Annotated in this window: 17 protein-coding genes; 7 read left to right on the top strand and 10 right to left on the bottom strand. The window is 57.2% G+C overall.

Features of this window, described 5'->3' with window-relative positions:
* Positions 1 to 144 precede the first annotated feature (144 nt).
* The 8 genes from pykF to PG879_RS14515 all read right to left on the bottom strand — a co-directional run bounded on the left by pykF (position 145) and on the right by PG879_RS14515 (position 9999).
* Positions 145 to 1557 carry a pyruvate kinase PykF gene (gene pykF, locus PG879_RS14550; protein ID WP_041211341.1) on the bottom strand — a complete coding sequence of 471 codons (1413 nt, stop codon included), beginning with the start codon at positions 1555 to 1557 and terminating at the stop codon, positions 145 to 147.
* Between the two features lie 44 nt (positions 1558 to 1601).
* A complete protein-coding gene (locus tag PG879_RS14545) occupies positions 1602 to 2780 on the bottom strand; it encodes a glycoside hydrolase family 53 protein (protein ID WP_223952944.1) in 1179 nt (392 codons plus the stop codon).
* A gap of 1 nt (position 2781) precedes the next feature.
* Positions 2782 to 3129 carry a glucose PTS transporter subunit EIIB gene (locus tag PG879_RS14540; protein WP_041211339.1) on the bottom strand — a complete coding sequence of 116 codons (348 nt, stop codon included), beginning with the start codon at positions 3127 to 3129 and terminating at the stop codon, positions 2782 to 2784.
* Positions 3130 to 3182: 53 nt separating this feature from the next.
* A complete protein-coding gene (locus PG879_RS14535; protein WP_041212961.1) occupies positions 3183 to 5237 on the bottom strand; it encodes a beta-galactosidase in 2055 nt (684 codons plus the stop codon).
* A 63-nt stretch (positions 5238 to 5300) separates the two neighbouring features.
* Entirely contained in the window at positions 5301 to 6500 is a 1200-nt protein-coding gene (locus PG879_RS14530; protein WP_041212960.1) for a glycoside hydrolase family 53 protein, read from the bottom strand.
* Between the two features lie 22 nt (positions 6501 to 6522).
* A complete protein-coding gene (locus PG879_RS14525) occupies positions 6523 to 7374 on the bottom strand; it encodes a sugar ABC transporter permease (RefSeq protein ID WP_041212959.1) in 852 nt (283 codons plus the stop codon).
* Between the two features lie 12 nt (positions 7375 to 7386).
* Complete coding sequence (locus tag PG879_RS14520; RefSeq protein WP_041212958.1) at positions 7387 to 8691, bottom strand: carbohydrate ABC transporter permease; 1305 nt, start codon at positions 8689 to 8691, stop codon at positions 7387 to 7389.
* 78 nt (positions 8692 to 8769) lie between these two features.
* Positions 8770 to 9999 (bottom strand): extracellular solute-binding protein, encoded by a 1230-nt coding sequence (locus tag PG879_RS14515; protein ID WP_041212957.1) that lies wholly within the window; start codon positions 9997 to 9999, stop codon positions 8770 to 8772.
* A 560-nt stretch (positions 10000 to 10559) separates the two neighbouring features.
* Between PG879_RS14515 and PG879_RS14510 the strand changes: the two genes are divergently transcribed.
* From PG879_RS14510 to PG879_RS14495, 4 genes are all read left to right on the top strand, one after another.
* Positions 10560 to 11642: an ABC transporter ATP-binding protein gene (locus PG879_RS14510; RefSeq protein ID WP_041212956.1), complete on the top strand. Its 1083-nt coding sequence runs from the start codon at positions 10560 to 10562 to the stop codon at positions 11640 to 11642.
* Between the two features lie 297 nt (positions 11643 to 11939).
* Positions 11940 to 13982 (top strand): methyl-accepting chemotaxis protein, encoded by a 2043-nt coding sequence (locus tag PG879_RS14505; RefSeq protein ID WP_041212955.1) that lies wholly within the window; start codon positions 11940 to 11942, stop codon positions 13980 to 13982.
* Positions 13983 to 14007: 25 nt separating this feature from the next.
* The gene (locus tag PG879_RS14500; protein ID WP_041212954.1) at positions 14008 to 14427 is read left to right on the top strand and encodes a hypothetical protein; all 420 of its coding nucleotides are present in this window, start codon (positions 14008 to 14010) and stop codon (positions 14425 to 14427) included.
* A gap of 123 nt (positions 14428 to 14550) precedes the next feature.
* Positions 14551 to 15555: a glycoside hydrolase family 53 protein gene (locus PG879_RS14495; RefSeq protein WP_203133436.1), complete on the top strand. Its 1005-nt coding sequence runs from the start codon at positions 14551 to 14553 to the stop codon at positions 15553 to 15555.
* Positions 15556 to 15765: 210 nt separating this feature from the next.
* On the opposite strand, the gene PG879_RS14490 is transcribed toward PG879_RS14495, so the two are convergent.
* Positions 15766 to 17052: a maltoporin gene (locus PG879_RS14490; protein WP_270830357.1), complete on the bottom strand. Its 1287-nt coding sequence runs from the start codon at positions 17050 to 17052 to the stop codon at positions 15766 to 15768.
* Between the two features lie 497 nt (positions 17053 to 17549).
* On the bottom strand, positions 17550 to 18551 hold the full coding sequence (galR, locus tag PG879_RS14485) for an HTH-type transcriptional regulator GalR (RefSeq protein WP_041212951.1): 1002 nt from the start codon (positions 18549 to 18551) through the stop codon (positions 17550 to 17552).
* A 312-nt stretch (positions 18552 to 18863) separates the two neighbouring features.
* Between galR and galE the strand changes: the two genes are divergently transcribed.
* The 3 genes from galE to galK are packed head-to-tail and all read left to right on the top strand — an operon-like array spanning position 18864 to position 22117.
* A complete protein-coding gene (gene galE / locus PG879_RS14480) occupies positions 18864 to 19883 on the top strand; it encodes a UDP-glucose 4-epimerase GalE (RefSeq protein ID WP_203133542.1) in 1020 nt (339 codons plus the stop codon).
* 26 nt (positions 19884 to 19909) lie between these two features.
* Positions 19910 to 20950 (top strand): galactose-1-phosphate uridylyltransferase, encoded by a 1041-nt coding sequence (galT, locus tag PG879_RS14475; protein ID WP_203133437.1) that lies wholly within the window; start codon positions 19910 to 19912, stop codon positions 20948 to 20950.
* A gap of 9 nt (positions 20951 to 20959) precedes the next feature.
* Positions 20960 to 22117, top strand: coding sequence for a galactokinase (galK, locus tag PG879_RS14470; RefSeq protein ID WP_238427525.1), 1158 nt, complete (start codon positions 20960 to 20962; stop codon positions 22115 to 22117).
* Positions 22118 to 22396: the final 279 nt, after the last annotated feature.

The raw sequence follows: 22396 nt of genomic DNA, 5'->3' as shown, positions 1-22396 counted from the left end.
TTAGTTTGGTTGGCGCCTCCAATTCTCCGGTAATGCCCCGAGTGAACAACCTGCAGAGAGATCACAGCTAGGGAGACCATATTACCCCCGATATACAGAACCCCCGATGTACCACATCGGAGGCTCTTGGTGATTAGAAGATGCTCAGAGCATATGAACGGAGGCGGTGTTGGTGGTACCGCTCGGTACCAGGGCACCGGAGACCATGACAACCACGTCACCCTTCAGACCCATGCCGCTGGCCAGCGCCGCTTCTTTACCGATGCGATAGAAATCGTCGGTGGAGGCGATGCTGTCAACTACGTGAGCAACCACACCCTTGGTCAGTACCAGCTGGGCAGCGGTCTTCTTGTTGGTGGTGATGGCCAGGATCCAGGCTTTCGGGAAGTACTTGCGGATGGCCTTGGCAGATTTGCCGCCTTCGGTGGCAACCACGATCAGCGGGGCGTCCAGCTTCTCGGAGGTCTCTACCGCGCCTTTGCAGACTGCTTCGGTGATGCGCAGCTTGTTGCTGTCGTTGGCAGCGGACAGGTTGGACGGCATCACGGCATCGGTACGCTCGCAGATGGTGGCCATGATGGTCACGGCTTCCAGCGGGTACTTGCCCTTGGCGGACTCACCGGACAGCATCACTGCGTCGGTACCGTCCAGGATGGCGTTGGCCACGTCGCCGGCTTCGGCGCGGGTCGGACGCGGGTTCTTGATCATGGAGTCCAGCATCTGGGTGGCGGTGATGACCACTTTGCGGGCTTTGTTGCACTTCTCGATGATCATCTTCTGGGCGAAGATCACTTCTTCAACCGGAATTTCTACACCCATGTCGCCACGAGCAACCATGATGCCGTCGGAGACAGCCAGGATCTCATCGAAGTTGTCCAGGCCTTCCTGATTTTCGATCTTGGAGATGATCTGGATGTTCTCGCCACCGTGGGCTTTCAGGTGCTCACGGATTTCCAGCACGTCTTCTTTCTTGCGAATGAAGGAGGCTGCAACGAAATCAACGCCTTGCTCGCAACCGAAGATCAGGTCGCGCTTGTCTTTCTCGGCCAGGGCCGGCAGCTTGATGGAGACGCCCGGCAGGTTGATGCCCTTGTTCTCGCCCAGATCGCCGTTGTTCAGTACTTTACAGATGACTTCGCGCTCGGTGATCTCGATGACGTCCAGGCCAATCAGGCCATCGTCAACCAGGATGCGGTTGCCGACGCGCAGGTCGTTGGTGAAACCGGCATAGGTCACGGCGACTTTGTCTTTGTTGCCAACCACGGTCTGGTCGGTGGTGAAGGTGAAGGTCTGGCCGGCGACCAGGGAGACGTCGTTGCCGCCTTCGAGCTTGATGGTGCGGATTTCCGGACCCTTGGTGTCCAGCAGGATGGCTGCGTGCTTGCCGGTTTCGGCCATGACAGCGCGCAGGTTGCTGATGCGACCACCGTGCTCGGCGTAGTCGCCGTGGGAGAAGTTCAGGCGCATGACGTTCATGCCGGCGTCCAGCATCTTGGCCAGCATTTCTTTGGATTCGGTCTTGGGACCGATGGTGCAGACGATTTTGGTCTTTTTCATGTCAGTCTTCATGGTGCTGTTGTCATCTCTTCAATGTGAAATAGTCAGCGGGTCGGGGCAAAGGCGGCCAACGCCGGCAGTCCTCTGCCCTCCCGATCAAACAGGGCCTGGTTCTCCCAACCATTACCGAGGGGTTCGTCTATCCCGAGGAACGCCATGCCAGCCTGACTGGCCCAGCTGTCACCGGTGACCCGGATCCAGCCCGGCTCCCAGTAGACAAACCCGAGCCCGAGCCGATCCGGCACTGCGGCAATAGCGGCACGCAGGGCATCGAGAAACGCCAGTTGCCCCTCGGGCGTCGCAGCAAACCCGCCGCGCACGGCCTCCTGCTCACCGAAGGCATTGCGAACCGCGTCCTGGTTGACGGTATCGTGCCCATAGGCGGTCTCAACCACCAGCAGCGGGAGTCTGATTTGGGTGGCAAGGCTGTTCATGGTGCGCGAGAGGTCACCCAAGGATCCGTGCCAATAGGGGTAGAAGGAGAGACCCACCAGATCGAACGGCACATCGCGCGCCTGCATCGCCTTGAACCAGCGCAGGCACTGAGCCTCATCCCCTCCTTCAGCAAGATGCAGCATCAGTCGTGGGGTGATCCCCCCCTCGCTGCCAGCGCGGATCCCGGCGATGGCCGCCTTGAGCAGCTGGGCCAGTCGATCGAACCCCTCCTCTTCTTCCTGCCGGTGTAGTTGCCCCAGCGGCCACAGCATGCCGTTATTGAGTTCGTTGCCGACCTGTACCATTTGCGGCGGCACCCCAGCCTCGCGCAGGCGCTGCATCACGGCGGCGCTGTAATCGTGCAACATCGCCGCCAGTTCTGCTTCCGACTTGCCTCGCCAGGTCCGTGGCGTGTACTGCTTGCCCGGATCGGCCCAGAAGTCGCTGTAATGAAGATCGAGCAACCAGGGCAAGTTGAGAGCACGGCTTCGCTGCGCCAGTGCAATCACCTTTTCCAGATCATTGTTGCCACCACCAAAGGATTCCCCCTTGGCCGAGCGGGGCTCGACCCACAGCCTCAGGCGCACCAGGTTGAGGCCACGCTCGCGCATCAGGGTTAGCAAATCCCCCTGTCGCGTTTCGTCCTGATAGTGAACGCCCAAGTGCTCGAGTTCGGCCAGGGTGGAGACATCCGCCCCTCGGATGGCCAGGTTGTGAGGAGCGGCTCCAGCCCCTGCACTGATCGCTCCCAGCATGACCAACAGTGGCCAGCTCAGCGGGAGGTACATGCTAGTGTTGCTCCGGCTCGTGCAGCTCGAACCACTGACCGAGCTCGCGGCGCAGGTTGTCCGAGCGCTTGCCGAAGATGGCCTGCACCTCGTCACCGATGATGATGACGCCGATGGCACCGAGACCTTGCAGCGCCTCGCTGTCGACCTGCTGCAAGGCATTGACCTTGACCCGCAGCCGGGTCAGGCAGGCGTCAAAGCTCACTATGTTGTCGTGCCCACCAAAGGCAGCGATGAGCGCGGTGATGGCCGCCTCGTCCAGCCCGGAGAGCGGCGCCTCGGTCGATTTTTCCTCCTTGTGGCCGAGGGCGGCGGCGAACAGCCGCTTGAAGTCCTGCATCTTGACCATTTGAATCTCCTAAACATAAAAAAGAGGGCGAAGCCACTGGCTCCGCCCCGCAATCAACGGGCGCGACGCAGCACTCGGCAGCCGAATGGAGGCAGCACCAGCGAATCGCTCAGCGCCTCACCGCTCACCATGTCACTGTGACCACCCGGCAGAGTGACAAGGCGCTCGGCGTTGGCGAAGTTTTGCACGAACACGAACTCCTGCTCACCATCGCTGCGACACTGAGCTGTGACCCCCTCCGGCAAGGCTGGCAAAGCACGCGGCAGGGCCAGGGTCTCGATGAGATGGCCAAAGAAGTCGCGTTGGAACGCCAGATCATTTCGCGAGGCGACATAATAGGCGCGACCTGTCCCGTGCTCGTTGACCGTCACCGCCGGACGTCCGGCATAAAAGTCACCGTCATAGCTGGCCAGGGCCCTCGCGCCTTCCAGGTGGATGAGATCGCAAAGGTGAGTGACTTCGTAAGGGCCGCAGAGTCCGGCTTCGTTGCCAGCAAGACCCGAGACGGCGTTACGTTCCTCGTCATAGAGACCGTCTATCTCCTCTGCCCAGATCCCAAGGACCGGGCGCAGCGGCCCTGGGAATCCCCCCAGGTGACAGAGATCGGTCTCGTTGACGATGCCGCTCCAGTAAGTGGTAACAAACTGCCCACCTCGTTTGACAAAGGCGTCAACCCGTTCGGCAAAGCCATCGCGCACCATGTAGAGCATCGGGGCGATAACCAGGTCATAACCATCCAGCGCGCAGTCGGCATTGATGACATCCACCGCAACTCCTGCCTCCCAAAATGGGCGGTAGTGCTCGGCTACCGTCTTCTCGTAGAAGAGGCCGGCATTGCGCGGCCCCTGGGCATTGTCCATGGCCCAACGGCTCTCCCAGTCGAAAATGATGGCCACTTTGGCCTCGACGCGACTGCCAGCGACCTCTTGCAACTTGGCCAGGATCTCGCCTAGCGCCTGCACCTCGCGGCCCACCCGGGTATCGATGTGACCAACGTGATCGACCACGGCGCCGTGGAACTTCTCGACCGAACCACGGCTCTTGCGCCACTGGAAGTACTGCACCGAGTCGGAGCCGTGGGCTACCGCCTGCAAGGAGGAGAGGATATGCATTCCCGGCTTCTTGAGCTTGCTGATGGGCTGCCAGTTGGTCAGGCTCGGGGTCGACTCCATCAGGAAGAAAGGTTTGCCTCCCTTGAGAGTGCGCATCAGGTCGTGATACATGGCGGTGTACGCCGCCAGGGTCGAGTCATCGCCACTGTTGTGCCAGAGGGGGTAGCTGTCCCAGGAGATGAAATCGATCTCCTTGGCCAACTGCCAGTAGTCATAGTCGTAGAAGTACTCCATGAAGTTGGTGGTGGCCGGCAGGCTCGGGTTGGCCGCCTTCAAGGGCTTGATCTCCTCGGCACAGAAATCGCTCACCTGGGCGGTATTGAAACGCTTCCAATCGAGGTTTAGGCCGTGGATCGAGCTCTCGCCGATGGGAGACGGGGATTCGATCTGTGACCAGTCGGTGTAGGTATGGCTCCAGAAGCTGCTCCACCAGGCGTGATTGAGCGCTTCTATGCTGCCATAACGAGCCTTGAGCCAGTCACGAAAGCGCTCCTGACAAAGCTCGCAGTGGCACTCGCCGCCATACTCGTTGGAGATGTGCCAGGCGATGACACCTGGATGATGGCCGTAGCGTTCGGCCAGGGCACCGTTGATAGCGCGCACCTTGTCACGATAGACAGGCGAACTCATACAGTGATTGTGACGGCCACCGTGCAGTGCCTTCACACGTTCCTTGCTGACCCGCAGCACCTCGGGATAACGCAGGGAAAGCCAAGCCGGGCGAGCACCACTTGGTGTGGCGAGGAAAACTGACACACCGTTTTCGTGCAAGCGATCGAGCACCGTATCGAGCCAGCCGAATTCATAGCGCCCCTCTTGTGGCTCCAGGGAAGACCAACTGAAGATGCCGACCGACATCACATTGCAGCGGGTCTGCTTCATCATCTCGAGATCGCGCTCGAACACCTGGGGATCATCCAGCCACTGATCCGGGTTGTAATCAGCACCATGCAGCAGAGCGGGCACCCGTTCACTGAGCGGGGGAAACTTGAACATCACACATCTCCTAAAACGAGGGGGCGCCGGCCATGGCCGGTCGCCCTATCGGTTGAAACCGGGTCAGTTGAATACCTTGATCGAGGGGAGCACATGGCCGGAGCAGTCAAACAGCGCCTGGTTCTCCCGGGCATTGCCCTCTTTCCAGTCGTCGTTGTTGTACTTCATCCCAGCCTTGGTGGCCCAAGTGGCACCAGGGGTTGGCAGCCACGCAGGCTCCCAGTAGAAGACACCCTTGCCACGCCCGTCCGGTACCGCCACCACGCTCTTGATCAGATCGCGCAGGAAGTCGGCCTGCCCCTGTACGCTGGCCGGGTAACCACCGTCGCTCGCCTCCTTGGCAGTGAAGTTGTTCTCGGCGTTGTCGCAGTTCTCCGTGGTGTAGCCGTAGGCGGCCTCAACCACGATCACATCCTTGCCATAGCGCTTGCTGATGTCATCCATGTTGGCCTTGAGGGCACTGATGGGGCCATTCCAGTAGGTGTAGAAGGAGAGTCCGATGATATCGAAGGGCACCTCGCGCTTGGCGACTTCATCAAACCACCAGACGAAGGTGTCGTTTTTGGTGCCCTCAGCCAGATGCAGCATCACCTTGATATCTTTGCCGTGCTCTTTCACAGCACGTACACCAGCCTTGAGCAGTGTGGCCAGGCGATCAAACTCCCCACCGTTTTGCCCCCAGCTCTTGCCCTCTGGCCATAACATGCCACCGTTGATCTCGTTGCCGACCTGCACCATGTCAGGCATCACACCGGCCTTTGCCAGGGCATCCATGCTTTCCTTGGTATGGGCGTAAACGGCATCCGCCAACTGCTCGACTGACATCGTACGCCACGCCTTGGGCTTGTTCTGGCGGCCCGGATCCGTCCAGAAATCACTGTAGTGGAAATCGAGCAGGAACTTCATACCAAGGGCCTTGGCACGCTTGGCAAGCGCTATCGTTGCAGCCAGATCGTTGTTACCACCGCCGTAAGGCTTGCCGTCCGCATCCTTGGGGTCTACCCACAGGCGCAGGCGAATGTAGTTAAAGCCGTTCTCCTTGAGGATTGCCATGGCGTCCTGTTGCTTGCCACTGGCATCAAAGAACTTGCCACCAAATTTCTCTACTTCGGCCAACATGGAGACATCAGCCCCCTTGATGAACTCCTGCGGTACAACAACTGGTTGCACCACCACATTTTCGGCAGCCACGGCAGGGGCATGCATACCCAACATGCCGGTGGCGAGCAGCGCCGCCATCACCAGCGTCTTCTTGATTTTCATGTCGAACGTCCTGTTTAACGGATTAACCTTTGGTCCCACCTGCGGTAAGACCGGAAACGAAGTACTTCTGCAAGGAGAGGTACAAGATGGCCACCGGCACCGCGATGAGCACAGCTCCCGCCGCATAGGTGGTGTAGCTGGCCCCCATCTTCTGGGCGACCAGGTTGTAGAGACCAATGGGCAGGGTGAACTGATCCGGGGTGCGCAATATGGTGCTGGCCAGGATGAAGTCGCCAAGCGGGCCGGTGAAGGAGAACAGTGCAACCACCGCAATGATGGGCTTGGAGAGCGGCATGATGATCTCGATAAAGATGCGGAAGTTGCCCGCCCCGTCCATGCGCGCCGACTCGTCGAGATCCTTGGGGATGGCATCGAGGTAACCCTTCATCAGATAGGTGTTCATCGGGATCATGCCGCCCACATAGACCAGCACCAGCGCCAGATGGCTGTTGACCAGACCCAGCATCTGGGCCAGCACGAAGATGGCGATGAGGGCCGAGAACTGGGGCACCATCTGCAACAACAGGAACAACATCAGGCCATTTTGCCGCCCACGGAAACGAAAGCGCGAGAAGGCATAGGCAGTGAAGCTGACGCTGATGAGGGTCAACACCATGGTCAGGAAACTGATCTTCATCGAGTTCCAGTACCAGGCGGCATAATCGATGCGCCCGTCAAACAGCTCCTGATAATGAATAAAGGAGAAGTTTTCCGGGATGATCGAAGTGTTGAGCAGGCTGCTGCCCGGATTGAGAGAGGCTCCAACCGTCCAGATCAGGGGATAGATGATGATCACCGCAACCATAGCCAGCAGCAAATAGCTTAGGGTCAGGCGGATGGCATTACTCTTTTTCAGACTGTGTTTGGCACTCATGGCTGGATCTCCTTACACCATGTCGTCTTGCTTGAACGAATTGGTCGCACGGAACTGCCACAGGGCAATGCCGACCACGAAGATGGAGAGCAGAATGGTGATGCTCGCTGCAATCGCATACTGGGATGACGACATGGTCAGCTTGTAGATCCAGGAGACCAGGATGTCGGTGCCGCCGGCATTGGAACCAGCCACCGCAGGTCCCCCGTTGTTGAACAGGTAAATGATGTTGAAGTTGTTGAAGTTGAAGGTGTACTGGGTGATGAGGATCGGAGCGATCGAATACAGCACCAGGGGCAGCGTAATGGTGGTCAGCTTGTGCCATGTACTGGCACCGTCGATGGTGGCCGCCTCGTAGAGATCATCCGGGATAGCCTGCAACACCCCAGTGGTCATGGCGAAGACGAACGGGAAGCCAAGCCAGGTCTGCATCAGGATGAGGGCCGTCTTGGTCCAGAAGGGATCTGTCATCCATGCCTTGGGGTCGATACCCAGAGAAGCCAGAATACCGTTGTTGATGACGCCAAAGGTCTCGTTGAACATGCCGGCGAACACCAGAATGGTGACAAAACCGGGCACTGCCCACGGCAGGATCAGGATGGTGCGGATGAGCGGCTTGAAGCGCAGATCCTTCTGATTGACCAGGATCGCCAGCAGCACCCCGACCGAGCATTGCAACGTGGTGGCGATCAGCGTCCAGATCACGGTCCACTGCAGCACGTCGAGCAAGGTCGAACGCCACAGATCGAGCTTGAAGATGTTGATGAAGTTCTTCATCCCCACCCAGTCCACCAGCTTGGCCGGCGGCGTGTGGTAGAGATCGTAGTTGGTGAAGGCGATGGAGAAACCAAAGATGATGGGGAACACCACCACGAACACCAGCAGGATGAAGCCCGGGGTGATCATCAGATACGGGAACCCTTCGCTCAGCAGCAACTGGTATTGCTTGCGCACACTGGTCAGCGCTACGCCACGATCCCGGCGATCGCCGTTAACATAGGCGTCGCGGACGCTCCAGTAGTAGATGGCGCAACCAAAGATGGCCACCAGTACGCTGATAACCCCCTTGGCCAGGAGGAAGACGGAGTTGTCCCGGGGCAACTCGGTGCCGAGGGTAAACAGCCCCCAGAACCCTTGAGATAGAAAATCATGGAATACGCCGAAGAAGCAGGCCATGACGGTGAAAAATAGGGTGCCCTTGACCCATTGCCGGTTATACCACTGACCGAGTCCCGGGATCAGCGAGAGCAGGGCGGCCACCTTGGCATGATGGGTTCTTGTACCGATCTGGGTAAGCGATCCGGAATCGACAACCACAATGTACCTCCTTTCCATTAAGAGCCCGGGCGGCCACGAATGCCGCCCGGCCCGAATTGGGCCTGCGCCCAACTTGTGTTATTGCTGCGCGTGGTTGACTTCGATCTGCATGTTGATGTTCTTGACTGCACCTTCCAGTGCCGCCTTCACATCCTGCTTGCCAGTCACGCCAAGCTGCAGTGCACTGTTGGCAGGGGTCCACACCTCTTGCATCTCGGGCACGCTCGGCATCGGAGTGGCGAAACCGGCCTGAATGGCCACGGCACGGGATTTCTCGTCATCTTTGATGAGCGGATCGTCAATCAGCGCCTTGAGCGGCGGGATCTCGCCGGTCTTCTCGAAGCGGACTTTGGCGTACTCAGGCTGGTTGATGAACTCGATGAACTGCTGCGCCAACTCTTTCTGCTTGGAATAGGTAGAGATGCTGTACCCTTTCACGCCGAGGAAGGAGCGCATATGCTCGCCATTGGGCAATGTCGGCAGCGGTGCGACACCGTAGTTCACCCCCGCATCCTTGTAGGGCTGGAACGACCAGGGTCCAGTAATGACGGCAGCAGCCTTCTTCTCGGTGAACAGGGAATCGATGGCGTTGGCACCGGTCTCACCCACGATACCGGCCGGGAAAAGTCCTTCACTGTAGAAACGCTTGAGGAAACTCACTGCATCGACCGAGCCCTGGTTGGCCAGGCCCACATCCTTGACGTTGAGCGAACCGTTGGGGTTCTGACCGAAGATATAACCCCCCATGGCTGCGACTACACCGTAGGAGTAATAAATCTCGTCAAACTTGGCGAGCAGGCCGTATTTGTTCTCCCCGCGCAGGGTCTGTGAAGCCTTGATCAGCTCGTCAAAGCTCTCGGGAGCCTTGGGTAACAGGTCCTTGTTGTAAACCATGACGATGGTCTCCACCGCCTTGGGCAGGCCATAGAGCTTGCCTTCATAAGTCTGGGCATCCACCGCAGGTTTGGTGAAACCAGCCAGATAGTCGGCCCCCGGCTTGATCTCGCTGATCAGCCCCTGCACCACGGCAGTACCAACCTGATCATGCGGCAGTACCAGCACATCCGGACCGATACCGGCCGGGCCATCCAGGCGCAGCTTCTCGATCTGCTGGGCATAGGGAGTTTCGAGGATCTTCACCTTGACGTTGTGCTTGGCTTCGAACGCTTTGACAGCCTCCTCAATGCCGTTTGATTTCTTGATGTCTTCCCACACCAGAAGTTCACCGTCAGCGGCACGGGCTACCTGGCCCAACCCCATAACGCCCAAAGACAACAACATTGCAGCAGTCAATTTGTTGATTTTCATATGATTTCCTTGTCCCTAACTCAGGTAAAAGCAGGTCTTCTCAGACCACGTAGGCAAAGTGAGTGTTACGATTCCATCCAGTCGGTGTAACTTCTGAAGCTTGTTACCAATTCGGGTGTAAAACAAAGCACAACCACATTACACGCCGGACTGGTCTGGCCTCTATGACACAACCTCACTACCACCTAATGCAATGAAAAATAAATGGTTTAATCCCATACATCAGATCCGGAGCAATACGCTCTATCACTTGATTTTTGCTTTACACAGCTCTTCGAGTGCACTGGAACAGCAAAAAAGGTAACGATTACACCGAATGGCTCTACGGTAAGCGGTGCTTGCCCAGCCTGCCAGTAGCACGTACCAAGGCTGTGATCTCATGCACAAAAGAAACAGCATTTTGTGCAACCGCTTACACCTGACTGATATAGTCCTCCCAAAGCCACAGAGTGAAACGGTGTGAAACGCCTTCTCCCTCCCAGGGCAAAGAAGCCGCAGCAGGGGCATGACTGCCCCCAGCATTTGCAGCTAAGGCATTTATTATCAAGGAGTTAAAGCTCATGGCGAGTATCAGGCTGAACAATGTGATCAAGCGTTTTGGCAGCAATGTGACCCTACATAATGTGAATCTGGATGTAGAAGATGGTGAGTTCACCGTCTTTGTCGGTCCTTCCGGTTGTGGTAAATCCACTCTGCTGCGCATGATCGCCGGTCTGGAAGAGATTTCGGACGGCCACATTGCGATTGATGAGCAGGTGGTCAACGATGTAGCCCCGGCTCATCGCGGGGTGGCCATGGTGTTCCAGTCCTATGCCCTCTATCCCCACATGACGGTGGCCGAGAACATGGGCTATGGCCTGCGGGTCAATGGCGTGCCGAAAGAGGAGATAACCCACCAGGTCAGCATGGTGGCCAAGACGCTGCAGCTCTCCCACCTGCTCGATCGCAAGCCCAAGCAGCTCTCCGGCGGCCAGCGCCAGCGGGTAGCCATCGGCCGTGCCATCGTGCGCAACCCCAAGGTGTTCCTGTTTGACGAGCCGCTCTCCAACCTCGATGCCGAGCTGCGTGTCGAGATGCGCCTGCACATCGCCAAGCTGCATCAGGAACTCAAGACCACCATGATCTACGTGACCCACGATCAGGTGGAGGCCATGACCCTGGCCGACAAGATAGTGGTGATGAACTATGGCAAGGTGGAACAGGTCGGTTCGCCGATGGAGCTCTACTACAAACCCTGCAACCGCTTCGTGGCCGGTTTTATCGGCTCACCCAAGATGAACTTCCTGCCGGCCCGCGTACTGGCCTGGAGCCCGGAGCAGATCCGGGTCAAGGTAGCCGGCCAGCAGGAGCTCACCCTGCCCATCCTCACCGAGCGACTCGAGCCGGGCAGCGAGATCTCCCTTGGCCTGCGTCCCGAGCATGTGGTGCCGGGCGCAGAGGGGATCCACCTCGCCTTTACCTGCGAGGTGGTGGAACGTCTTGGCAACAGCACCTACCTGTTCGGTCAGTGCTGCGGCACCGACGGCTTCAAGCTGCTGCTGGCAGGGGATGGGGAGTTTCATCCGTACCAGAAGATGGATGTCTTCTTTGCCCCGCAAAATTGCCTTGTGTTCAATGCCGAAGGGCTCAGGATCAGCCGCTGAACGCGGCTACTGCATGCCCCGATCCATTTTGCCCCCGCCAGTCGGGGGCTTTTTTTATCCCCGGGCGCGGGACACAAAATGAGAGCGGGCTCGCAACCCTGGACAAATCCCGTACAAGGGTGCCGAGAAAGAGTGTAAAAGATTCACAAAACAATGAAAACGTTACACTAAAAATCAGAATCAGGTGCCCTCCCTTATCGCGGCCTTATCTTTCAACGAGGTAAGGCACTGATAAAACATGACTTATCACTTGTGTCATCAGGCTGGGTTGACTCAACACCATATGTAATCGATACCATGAACTTGCGCACTCGTCACCTTTCCATCATCCAGCGCCTGGCGCTGGGCTTTGCCGTCATCCTGTTGCTGCTGCTGCTCTCGGTGGCCCTCTCTCTCTACGCCGGCCAACGGCTGGCCGACCAGGTGGGGCTGCTCGCCAGCCATACCGCGCCGACCCTGGTGCAGAGCCGCGCCGTGACCCGCGATCTCTTCACCCTCGACCGACATCTGGGCAACGCATTGTTGCAGACCGGAGAGGAGGAGCTGGGCGCCGCCCGCGAGCAGATGCAGCAATGGCAGGCCCGTTTCGACCAGGATCTGGCCACCTTGGCTCGACAGATAGCGGGGGAGCCGCAACAGAGTGCGCGCGTCGAGAGCCTGCGCGAGCAACAGGCCGCCTACTGGCAACTGGCCCAGCAGTTGGTCGATGACTATGCCCACAACCGCCTCGAACAGAGCAAGCTGGCGGCCGACACCCGCCTTGGCGACACGGCGCGCCAGCTTGCCAGCGCCCTCGATGTGCTGCTCGCCCCTCTGGGCAGCCACCCCGCCGTGCTGCTCAAGAGCCGCCTGCTGGCAAACCTGGAACAGCAGGTCAGCGCCACACAGGAGATCCTCAAGCAGCAGGATCCGGCCCCCGTTGCCGCACGTCTGGCTGCCAATGCACGCGCCAGCGAACAGGCGGCGGCACTGCGCCAGGAGCTGGCACGCCAGCTCGCCGGCCAGGAGGATGCCTTCGGCGTGCCCCTGAGCCTGGAACGCGGTACGGGTGCCAGGTTCGATACCCTCGCCACCCTGCTGGCCGGCCCCGAGAGCCTGCCGGCACGCCACCTGGCGCTGGTCGAACAGAGCATCATGTTGCGCAACCAGAGTGTGCAGGCCAGCCGCCTTATCGACAGCCTGCTAGGCGATCTGAGCGAGCTTGACGCCGCGATCGACGCTCAGCTTCGCCACAGCACCGCCGGCAGCGGCGCCATCCTGCTCTGGCTGCGCCTCGGGCTGTGCGCCGGCCTGTTGCTCTCCCTCGGTCTCGGCGCCCTGGTGCTGTGGCACCTGGTGCGCGCCATCCGCCAGCCACTGCACCACATCCTCACCACCCTCAAGGCCCTGAGTCAGGGAGACATGCGCCAACGCGTGCCGCTACTGCGCCACGACGAGTTCGGCCAGCTTGCGACCGGCATCAACGCCCTGGCCGACGAGATGAGCGGCATGCTCGGTCAGATAGTTCAGGCCGCCGATGCCCTCGGCCGCATGGCCGGCCAGAACCAGCACGCCCAGCATCACGCCCAACTTGCCATCGGCGAGCAGCGCAACGAAACCACAGGGGTCTGCAGCGCCATGGAGGAGATGGACTACTCGGTGCGCGAGGTCGCCGGCAGCATAGGCCAGACCGAGCAGACCCTCGGCAACATAGCCGCGGCGGCCCACGCCGCCAGCCTGCGTGGGGCGGCGACCGGTCAACGGCTGCAGCAACTGGCTGACGAGTTGGCGGAGTCGCGCCGCAGCGTGGAACAGGTGCAGACATTGAGCGTCAGCATCGGTGACATCCTCGCCCTGATCGAGCGCATCACGGAGCAGACCAATCTGCTGGCCCTCAACGCCGCCATCGAGGCGGCCCGCGCCGGCGAACAGGGGCGTGGCTTTTCCGTGGTGGCCGACGAGGTGCGTCAGTTGGCGCACCACACAGCAGACTCCACCACCCGCATCCAGGGGATCATCGACGATCTGCAGCAAAGCACCCGCGGTGCGGTCGCCACCATGCTGCGCTGCCACGACGCCATGGCCCAGAGTCGCACCGACAGCGACGCGGGTTGCGCCACCCTAGCCGAGCTATCCCAGGCGCTGCAGAAGGTGGCCGAGCAGAGCAGCCGTATCGCCAGCGCGACCCTGCAGCAACAGCAGACCAGCGCCGAGATCGCCCGCAACATTACCAACATCGCCCGGATTGCCGACGACAACCAGGGTGCCCTGGCCAAGGTGGCACAGACCAGCGACCAGTTGCAGCAGCTATCGCAGCAGCAACTGTCGCTGACCCGCCGCTTCACCCTGCAGAGCGCCTGATCACACACCACAGAGAGGACCATCCATGTTCAAGAAGACACTGTTGCTGACTACCCTGATCGCCTGCCTCCAGCCCGCGCTGGCCAACGAGGAGGATCCCCTGGCCCGCCCGCTGTTCCTGCGCGGCGAGATGAACAACTGGGAGGCCCCGGCAGACCAGCAACTGGTTACCCAGCAAGGGGACTTGCTGTCGGTCCAGGTGGCCTTGCAGGCCAGTCACGGCGCCTACAAGTTCAAGATTGCCGATGAGAAGTGGAAGGCCGACACCACCTATGGCCAGTTCGACCCCGCCGCCAAGGTAGAGTCGGACAAGCCGGTGGTAGTCAAGGCCGGCTGGCAGTGGAGCGACATGAAGTTCACCCCGCCCAGCGACGGCCAGTATCGCATCACCCTGGATCGCCGCGATCCCCAACACATCCAGGTCACCGTCTCCCCCGCCGGGTGATCCCAGGGCCGCCGCAAGGCGGCCCCAGCCTCCGCCGGGATGGCGCCGCACGGCGACGCCATCCCGGCGCGGGACTGCCTCCCTGTCGCCACCCTACACACATCCAGACAGGAGATAACAACAATGAAGAGACATCTGCTTACCACCCTGCTGCTTGGCGGCGCCCTGCTGTTTCATGGCCAGGGAGAGGCCATGGTCAAGGGAGCTGACGTCAGCTGGCTGACCCAGATGGAGAAAGCCGGGTACAAGTTCTATAACGACGCCGGCCAGCAGCAAGATCTGTTCAAGACCCTGAAAGAGCACGGTATGAACACCATCCGGCTCAGGGTATGGGTCAATCCTGCCGATGGCTGGAACAACATCAGTGACGTCATCGCCAAGGCCAAGCGGGCCAAGGCGGCCGGTTTCGATCTGCTGATTGACTTCCACTACAGCGACAGCTGGGCTGATCCTGGCAAGCAAACCAAACCTGCAGCCTGGCAGAGCTACACCTTTGATCAGCTAATGTCGAACGTATGGTGGCACACCTACAACTCCCTCGTTGCCCTGAAAAACGCAGGAATTACCCCCAAGTGGGTGCAAGTGGGCAACGAGACCAACAATGGCATGCTCTGGGAAGAGGGGCGCGCCTCGGTCAACATGAAGAACTTTGCCTGGCTCATTAACAGCGGCTACGACGCTGTCAAGGCGGTCAACAGTAGTACCAAGGTGATCGTCCACTTGGCCAACTGTGAGAACAACACTCTCTATCGCTGGATGTTTGATGGTCTCAAGAACAACGGCGCCAAGTGGGATGTAATTGGTGCCTCCATCTACCCAACACAGAGCGGTAACGGTGACTGGTTTACCCTCAACAACCTCTGCTATGACAATCTATCCGATATGGTGAGTCGATATAACAAAGAGGTGATGATCGTGGAGGTTGGCATGCCTTGGGATGACCCGAAAAACAGCTATGACACCATCGCCGATCTACTCAACAAAATGAAGTGGATCCCTAACAACAAGGGCCTCGGCGTGCTTTATTGGGAACCGCAGAGTTACAAGAACTGGCAGGGTTACAGCCTGGGATTGATGGACAATGGTGGCAAACCCACCTACGCACTGGATGCTTTTCTGTTGCAGTAATTGACCCGTTAAAGCAAAGGCGCAGCCACAATGCTGCGCCTCTTTTTTTCAAAGGAGATCTCCCCTTCAACATACTGCCTGATGGTTCTTCAGTGGAATGCTCACCTCCCCCCAACCCCCATCATTTCACGCAGGTCCGGACTAATCATTTCGAGACGACATTAAAAAAGGAGCCCGGTTGGGCTCCCATGATATTGATGAATCGTTTTTTTACCACCAGGCTTCGGCCTGAACACCAAAGTTCCAAGTGTGGTCATCTTCACCACCGTTGAAGGATTTGCCTTCGCCATCTTTCAAATAGCTGGCGAACACACGGATCTCCGGGCGAGCAAACAAGCTGGGTCCAGCTGACCAGGCTTGAGCCAAGGTATATTTCTGGCCACTCGATTTCTCTTCAGAACCGCTTGTCCAGGTCTTGGTAGTTTCATAAGTACCGGCTTCAACCAGCGTCTTCATGATGTCAGTCCACGCATAACCACCCCGCGCGACGGCGCTGAACAGTTCGGTGTTGTCATGCCATGCTTCAAGTTCCTCACCCTTACCGTAAGTGAAGACATGGTTCACACTGAATTTCTCACCCATGGGAATGTCACCCGTCAAAATTACACGGTATCCCTTGGCATCGTCGGTCAAATGCCAAACATCATACCACCCACCCCCCTGGGAGATCATGTTCTGGGCCAACCCTTTGTCAGCATATTGCAGCACCAACTTCTCGTAGATGCGGCTATCGGCAAAATATTGACTCATCTCTGCCGTCAGCATGACACCATTCTTGGGATCATAGAGATTACCGACCTTCTTCTGTTCATCGGTCGGATTAGGCATCGCATAGCTGACGCCCGCTTCGGTCCAAGCCCCTTCCCAGGGAGCCCAGCCGGCATAGCGCAGGTCCAGGAAGTTGACGTTGAGGTCATTGTTGACAATCGAGTTATCGATATCGTTGCCATCGGACCGGATCCAGGCCAGTGAGAAGGCGCCTGGGCCGGCCTTGAGATTCTCAATACCGGCGCCAGCTCCCGAGATATTCCAGTACTTGGTATCGATGATGTGGAGATCATGACGCTGGTAGAAGCGCTTGCCAGCCCAGACCACCGCATCGGGCGCGGCTGAGAGCAATCCCTTGGCCTTCACATTGAATTGGCGCAGGGCAAAGGTTGCATCGTCCTTACACTCTTTTTGATCGAAGTTACACACTGTGGTGGTACTTTCATAGTCATTAGAGCCATCGCTCTGCATGCTAAACATGCTGTCAACGTAGAAAGTCTTGCCATCCTTGTTGTAAACCTCCTGACCAATACCAATTTCGGTATAGGTATCGTTTTCGTTACCCAGGCGGCCGACAACGTTCTGTCGACCAGTTTGCATATCACCATCCTGGGACACACCTACGCCAGAGCGAAAATACCCTGTGAAATCAACAGCATTGACATTTAATGCTGTCATTGACAGAGCGAGGGCAACGGAAGTCGTCAGTAGCTTCACTTTCATAGTTATTCCTTTATTCCACTGTTGCATTGTTATCCTGATAAACCGCTTACCAGTCCAAAGGGAAAGCGCTTTCACTATCCGAGAGGGATTATAAGAACAACATCGTATTGAATGACATGACGAAACTCACACATTTGTAATAATTACACTAATAAATAAGATAACCTTCTGACCGCCATTACACGCCATGATATAAACCATTGATTTTAAATAAATAAAATAAAGCAGATGGGGTGTTATCGATTACATGAGGAGTGAGCAGTAGTTCTCAAGCATGGTTGACGTTAAGGGTGATGAAAGTGATGTGCAGAACATGAAGCCTCTCTTGCGGAAGCATCTCCTGGGCACCAGGTAGGCTATTTGTTTCGCCAGAGCGTCTAGTTCAGAGGTTTTGAAGAGGAGGACATTGAGGCATTAAAGAGGAAGATGAGACTTTAAAAAGGCAAGGCCCGAGCTGGTAACCTTGCCGTAATCGCTATAGGCCCACAAGCCCAGCACTTGGACTAATCAATGGTGCGAACCGAGTGACGGCGAACCAGTGTCGGGCTAAACATATGCGTCGTCTGGGGCAAAGGCCCCCCCTTTGCCAAAGCAATGGCCAGCTCTGCAGCCTGAGTGGCCATAGCAATGATGGGATAGCGCACCGTTGTCAGACGAGGGCGCAGGTAGCGAGATATCAACACATCATCAAAACCCACCAAAGAGAGGTCTTGAGGTACATCAATCCCGTTATCACTAAGCACTGACAAGGCCCCCGCCGCCATTGAGTCGTTATAGCAAACGACGGCTGTCATCTGTTGCCCCCGACTCAGCAACTCCGTCATTGCTGCCTCCCCCCCCAATTCATCAGGACTACCACGGGAGATCAGACGTTCATCAACCGGAATATTGTGCTCTTGCAGCGCATCCAGATACCCCTGCAGGCGATCCTGCGAATCAGAGATTTGATGGTTGGAACACAGAAACCCTATCTTCTTGTGCCCTTCCTGGATCAGGTGACGCGTTGCCAGCCAAGAACCATAGCGATCATCCAGCGCAACACAACGGGACTCGAATCCAGGAACAATACGGTTGATAAGCACCATTCCAGGAACATAGCTCATCATCTGGATCAGCTCTTCATCTGGCAGCATTTTAGCATGAACCACCAGGCCAGAGCAGCGATGCCCTATCAACTGCTCTATTACATGCTTCTCTTTGGCTGCGTCGTGGTAGCCATTTCCTATAAGCAGAAAATTCCCCGTAGCTTGTGCCACTTGCTCGACAGCTTTAACCATGGTGCCAAAGAAGGGATCAGACACATCAGCAACGATCAATCCCAAGGTGTCATTGTTCTGATGGGCCAATGCTCTCGCGTTCGCGTTGGGATGGTAGTTGAGTTCATGCATCGCCTTGAAGACTGCGTCTCGTGACGCCTGACTCGCCTTTGGCGAGTGATTGATGACGCGTGAGACGGTGGCGACAGATACGCCTGACAGGAGTGCTACATCTTTGATGGTTGCCATGAATTAGCTTTTCCGGTGAACGGTATAAATAAAAACCAGTGCTGTACTGGGTCAAGATACTACCGACATTTCCAATACCTGACACGGCTTTCATATCAAAAGCGAGAGCATTCTATCAATACGAGCGTCTCGCTGTGTAATCCATTTACATACACCCTTATCCATTCTCATGCTCATCGCGGTGAAAAATGTGACAAAAATCACATCAAATGGAGATACATCTTCCAGGAGCTTGTTCACAAGCGCAGAATAAGGGAAAGCGATTACACTAAATAAAACCCAATAAAAACGAGCACCAAGGAGCGATTCATGTTGAATATACTCGTGACAGGTGGAACTGGTTACATAGGTAGTCATACCTGCTTGCAGCTTATCGCTGCCGGGATGACCCCCATCTTGTTGGACAATCTGGTTAACAGCAAAGAGAGCGTCCTCGAACGTATCCACAGCCTCAGCGGACTGCGCCCCCAGCACTATCACGGTGATGTGCGGGATGCCGACCTGCTGGATCGTGTGTTTGCAGACCAGCAGATAGATGCCGTGATCCATTTCGCAGGCCTCAAGGCCGTAGGGGAATCGGTACAAAAGCCTCTCGAGTACTATGACAACAATGTCAGCGGCACCCTGGTGTTGCTGCAGGCAATGCGACGCGCCGGGGTCAAGACCCTGCTGTTCAGCTCATCTGCCACCGTCTATGGCGAGCCGGAGATCATGCCCATCACCGAGGAGTCGCCCACCTTTCACGCCACCAATCCTTATGGTCAAAGCAAGCTGATGGTGGAGCGCCTCATCAAGGACTTTGCACACTCAGCCCCCGACTGGTCATTGACCCTGTTGCGCTATTTCAATCCGGTGGGCGCCCATCCCAGCGGCCTGATGGGCGAGGATCCCCAGGGCATTCCCAATAACCTGATGCCCTATATTGCCCAGGTGGCAGTGGGCCGCCGTGCCAAACTCGCCATCTTTGGTGATGACTACCCGACACCAGATGGTACCGGTGTGCGGGATTACATTCATGTCATGGATCTAGCCGATGGCCACGTCGCAGCCTTGAAACATGCGCTTGGGCAAGCTGGCGTCCATATGTACAACCTGGGCACTGGGCATGGCTACAGTGTCCTGGACATTCATGCCGCCTTCTCCAAGGCCTGTGGCCGCGAACTGCCTTATGAGATCGTGCCGCGCCGCGCCGGGGACATAGCACAGTGTTGGGCAGATCCAACACGGGCCTATAACGAACTGGGGTGGAAGGCTTATCGCACGCTTGATGAGATGACGGCTGATACCTGGCGCTGGCAATCCCAAAATCCAAACGGTTACCCTCTTCCATGAATATACAGAACGAGACAGACCTTACTATGCAATTCGAACCGACCGACCACCCTCACCGTCGTTACAACCCATTGATCCAACAGTGGGTTCTCGTTTCTCCCCACAGGGCGAAACGCCCTTGGCAGGGCCAGCAGGATGAACCCGATCGTACCCAGCGCTCCCCTCACGATCCGGATTGTTTCCTCTGCGCCGGCAATACTCGCGTCACAGGTGACAAAAATCCGGATTATCCGTCGACCTTCGTTTTTACCAACGACTTTGCGGCACTGATGGTTGATACACCTATGGCCCCAACCAGCGAGGACCTCCTCTTCCGGCTAGAGAGTGCACGCGGCACCAGCAGGGTAATCTGCTTCTCACCGGATCACAGCAAGACCTTGCCCGAGTTGTCTATCCCCTCCCTCACTGCCGTGGTCAACACCTGGTGTGAACAAACCGCAGAGCTGGGGCGCGAATACCGCTGGATCCAAGTATTCGAAAACAAGGGCACCATGATGGGGTGCTCCAATCCCCATCCCCATGGGCAGATATGGGCCAACGACTTCTTGCCCAACGAAGCCGCGCGGGAAGATGTCGCCCAACGGGAGTATTTTGCCAAACATGGTCGAGCCATGTTGCTCGATTATGCGGAACGCGAGCAGGCTGACGGCAGCCGCACCGTAGTGGAAACGGAACACTGGCTGGCAGTAGTGCCTTATTGGGCTGCCTGGCCCTTCGAAACCCTGTTGCTTCCCAAGTTTGCGGTAACACGTCTACCGACACTGACACCGCAACAGCGTGCAGACCTCGCACTGGCGCTCAAAAAACTGACCAGCCGCTATGACAACCTGTTTCAGTGCTCCTTCCCCTATTCGATGGGATGGCATGGTGCGCCATTCAATGGCGAAGAGAATGATCACTGGCAGTTGCACGCCCACTTCTACCCGCCCCTGCTGCGCTCTGCGAGCGTACGCAAGTTTATGGTGGGCTATGAAATGCTGGCAGAAACACAACGTGACCTGACGGCAGAACAGGCGGCAGAACGCCTGCGTTCCGTCAGCGATATCCATTTTCGTGAACAGGTTTGAGGTTGAGATATGAGTATTGAATCGCCACACAGCGTGACTGAACATACCTTTTACACCCAGTATGGTTATCGCCCGACCCTCGCCATTCAGGCTCCTGGGCGTGTTAACCTCATTGGGGAGCACACGGACTATAACGATGGTTTCGTGCTACCCTGCGCCATCGATTATCAGACCGTGATCAGTGCTGCCCCCCGCCAAGACAGTCTGATCAGGGTTATCGCTGCCGACTATCACAACCAACTGGATGAATTTGACTTACGCCACCCCATAGAGGCACGCCCGGAATACCTGTGGGCCAACTATGTGCGAGGCGTCGTCAAATATTTGCTATTGCGAGGCTGTCAACTGACAGGGGCAGACCTGGTAATCAGTGGCAATGTACCTCAGGGAGCAGGCCTGAGCTCTTCCGCCTCTCTGGAAGTGGCAGTAGGACAGATCTTCAAAGAGATGAATCACCTCGACATCAGCCAAGCAGATATCGCCCTGAATGGACAACTGGCGGAAAACAGGTTCGTCGGTTGCAACTGCGGCATCATGGATCAGTTCATCTCGGCTCTGGGTCAGCAAGATCATGCTCTGCTGATCGATTGCCGCAGTCTGGATACCCGTCCTGTGAGCATGCCAGCCGACATTGATGTGGTCATCATCAACTCGAACGTACGCCGGGGCCTGGTGGATAGCGAATACAATACCCGCAGGGCACAGTGTGAAGAGGCCGCACGGCATTTTGGGGTCAAGGCACTGCGCGACCTGACGATGACCCAGTTCACCGAGCGAGCCAACGAACTGGATCCTGTCGTCGCGAGCCGTGCACGCCACGTCATCTCCGAGAATGAACGAACGCTGGCAGCAGCCGATGCGCTTGCCAATGAAGACATGGTCATGATGGCCGAATTAATGGCGCTGTCCCATGCCTCGATGCGTGATGATTTTGCCATCACAGTGCCTGCTATCGACGCCTTGGTCGACATGATCAAAGAGATCATCGGCAGTCGTGGTGGTGTGAGGATGACTGGTGGCGGGTTTGGTGGCTGTGTGGTTGCATTGGTTCCACAGTCATTGACAGCAGCAGTGTGCGAACAGGTTAATATTCGTTATCCCCAAGTGAGCGGTCTGGCCCCGAGTATCTATATCTGTAAGCCCTCCGCAGGAGCTGGCTCCCTCTGATTTTTCATTGCCACCTTAATGTCATGATCAGCGAAAACAACTCTACATATGTCCAAGCTGATCATGACACACATTGAATCGCCACTGGTTTTGTAAACACCTCGCAATCCAGACTCGCTTACGACATAGGTTAGAACATCTCAGGAGAACGAAAAAATAAAGCGCCACCGTTATGGAGGTGCGTTACATCTCTACAGGCTAGGGAAGGTGCGAATAAGCGGGGAAATTCTTCTCGGCTGACTCAGTCATTTCATTTTTTCAGTTTGAGCCGATCTTTTC

Origin of the sequence: Aeromonas sp. QDB63 (assembly GCF_027707425.1) — a bacterium.
Lineage (GTDB): Bacteria > Pseudomonadota > Gammaproteobacteria > Enterobacterales > Aeromonadaceae > Aeromonas > Aeromonas caviae.
This window is presented reverse-complemented; position numbering and strand designations above follow the sequence as displayed.